The sequence below is a fragment of the Desulfofundulus thermosubterraneus DSM 16057 genome, assembly GCF_900142025.1.
Lineage (GTDB): Bacteria > Bacillota > Desulfotomaculia > Desulfotomaculales > Desulfovirgulaceae > Desulfofundulus > Desulfofundulus thermosubterraneus.
Genome location: NZ_FQZM01000090.1, coordinates 1 through 1,915, shown reverse-complemented (window position 1 = coordinate 1,915; position 1,915 = coordinate 1). Strand labels below are relative to the sequence as shown.

The window sequence follows — 1,915 nt, the reverse complement described above, 5'->3', positions numbered from 1 at the left end:
TAAGAAAAAATCCTCCTCATCGAGCTTTTATCTGAGGAAGATTATCCCTTAAACTTGGGTATTATGCCAAGGTGGGTTGTATTTGACGCTTACATTTATAAAAACATGAGGAGGTGTAGTAATAAAATGATAAAGGCAAAGGACATGACCCAGGCTCAGATTACCCATGCCTTTTGCAACTGGTGTAAGTATCGTCGCTACGTTTTGGGCCACGATTATTGGGAGTGCGGCCTGGAAGAAGAGAAAATGGAAGAACACTGCCTATACAGGCAGACGGTGAGGAAAGAAGAAACAGAGCAATGCAAAGCGGTGTGACCATTCATTTACTACCAGCCTGGGGGACCACGCATACCTGCAGTCGACTTACCTTCCAGTTTCTTTTTGGTTGTTGTAATAACCTGTTTTCTGGCCTTCAGCTGTTTGTATGGGCGGCGCAAGATACGTGGCGATGACTGCTTGTCCAGGATCAATGGAATAAGCCCCCGTCAGACGGTTTACCAGAACTGCACCGACCCGGGAAATTTCCGGTTTCCACGCCAGCGGCCACATCCACGGACCCACAACAACCACAATACCAACAACAGGTTAGCAATAACTTGCAGGCATTATATGAAGCACTTAGCAGAGCCCCTAGCAATGATTTTAGTCCGGCTTGGAGGCGAACGCTTGAGGAAATTGGAGGCGAAGCTCTGCTTGGTGAAAAATTGAAACAGAGGTTCTGGCAAATGCGAAAACCTGTTATAATAGTGAATTAAAAACCATGTTACCTTCTCGTTGAAGGATTAAGCGTAATCGAACTGGGGGTAATCTTGGTACTATCATCGGACATATCCTTTATAGTTAAAAACCGCACCATTACCGCCTCCGAATGGTTCTCCTGGCGCGAGCGGGGGATGAGCAATGCCGAGGTAGCTACCATGTTGGGCGTTAGCCCCTCGATGGCTCGAATCGTAGCGCGAAAGTTTCGGGAAGCCGGGGTGCCCGACCCGCAGTACAGGAAGCGGAAACCCGGCCCGGTAAAGATTCTCGATACTACCACCGACGCCGGGGCCTACGTGCTGGGAATCCTCTGGGGCACGGCCTCCGCCTCCGGGGAAGGCTACTGGGTACGTCACCGGGACAAGTGGTACATAGACGTTGTACGGGAATACCTGGGTGTTACGGCGGAAGGATACGAATGCTACTCCAGGACCGGGAACCAGTGGCGGCTGAAGATAACCCGCGCGGCGGACGTAGCCGCGGTGAGGGGCCTCCTGGAGCATAACGGGTGGACTCCACGGAAGGCCCCGGAGAGGTCGTACCCTTCCGGAAATATCGACGACAGGGGTTTCGTGCGGGCCTGGGTGGAGCTGCACTCCTCGGCAGATGTGGCCCGCACCGGGAGAAAGAGAATGCCCACGCCCAGGCTGAGGGTGTACGGTAGCTTTCCCATGCTGGAGGAAATGAACCGGGTTATAGCAGTTGGGACGGGCTTGCTGCAAAGGAAGCTCCAGTTGGTCACTACGGGGACTGGCGAAACCTGGTGCCTGTGCTACACCGGGGGGAGCTTCCGTGCCGTGGTGGAATGGCTTTACGCCGAAGGGGGACTGTATAACCCGACAGTGCGGGAGAGGTTCGAGAATTTTGCTCTATCAGTTAATCGTCTCCGAAAACCAACTTAAAATTCCATCCTTCAAAGGTGTAAACCATCCTGCCGAATTCTTCCCAGGAGAATCTTTTCCCGTCTGTCACCACGTCAGGTCCTGAAGTCCATCAATGACGCGGAAAAAGTCTTTTCAGGGTTGCAGAGCTTACACAACTGGTGCCAGGACCTGGAGATTGAACTGAGTAACGCGGGGCTAAAAGACCCGGTCTTTTACGAGAAGAGGATAGAATACTGCCGGGAGTTTTGCTCACTGTTTCCGGAAACAGAGAG

General features: G+C 52.3%; 4 protein-coding genes. 2 read left to right on the top strand and 2 right to left on the bottom strand.

The window, feature by feature from the left end; translation table 11 throughout:
* Positions 1-126: 126 nt before the first annotated feature.
* Entirely contained in the window at positions 127-315 is a 189-nt protein-coding gene (locus tag BUA65_RS17485) for a hypothetical protein (protein ID WP_072871679.1), read from the top strand.
* 48 nt (positions 316-363) lie between these two features.
* Here BUA65_RS17485 and BUA65_RS18090 read toward each other — a convergent pair whose 3' ends face one another.
* Positions 364-549, bottom strand: a complete 186-nt coding sequence (locus BUA65_RS18090; RefSeq protein WP_131821556.1) for a hypothetical protein — start codon at positions 547-549, stop codon at positions 364-366.
* Between the two features lie 260 nt (positions 550-809).
* Here BUA65_RS18090 and BUA65_RS17480 point away from each other — a divergent pair, with 260 nt between their 5' ends.
* A complete protein-coding gene (locus BUA65_RS17480; protein ID WP_072871678.1) occupies positions 810-1,661 on the top strand; it encodes a hypothetical protein in 852 nt (283 codons plus the stop codon).
* Here BUA65_RS17480 and BUA65_RS19400 read toward each other — a convergent pair.
* Positions 1,636-1,731 carry a DUF7713 domain-containing protein gene (locus BUA65_RS19400; protein WP_439328953.1) on the bottom strand — a complete coding sequence of 32 codons (96 nt, stop codon included), beginning with the start codon at positions 1,729-1,731 and terminating at the stop codon, positions 1,636-1,638. The two genes, BUA65_RS17480 and BUA65_RS19400, sit on opposite strands and share 26 nt — an antisense overlap.
* Between the last annotated feature and the right edge of the window lie 184 nt (positions 1,732-1,915).

What these genes read in the sequence shown, in the direction of transcription:
- BUA65_RS17485 (WP_072871679.1), top strand. Translation starts at nt 127, where the DNA reads ATGATAAAGGCAAAGGACATGACCCAGGCTCAGATTACCCATGCCTTT.
- BUA65_RS18090 (WP_131821556.1), bottom strand. Translation starts at nt 549, where the DNA reads ATGTGGCCGCTGGCGTGGAAACCGGAAATTTCCCGGGTCGGTGCAGTT.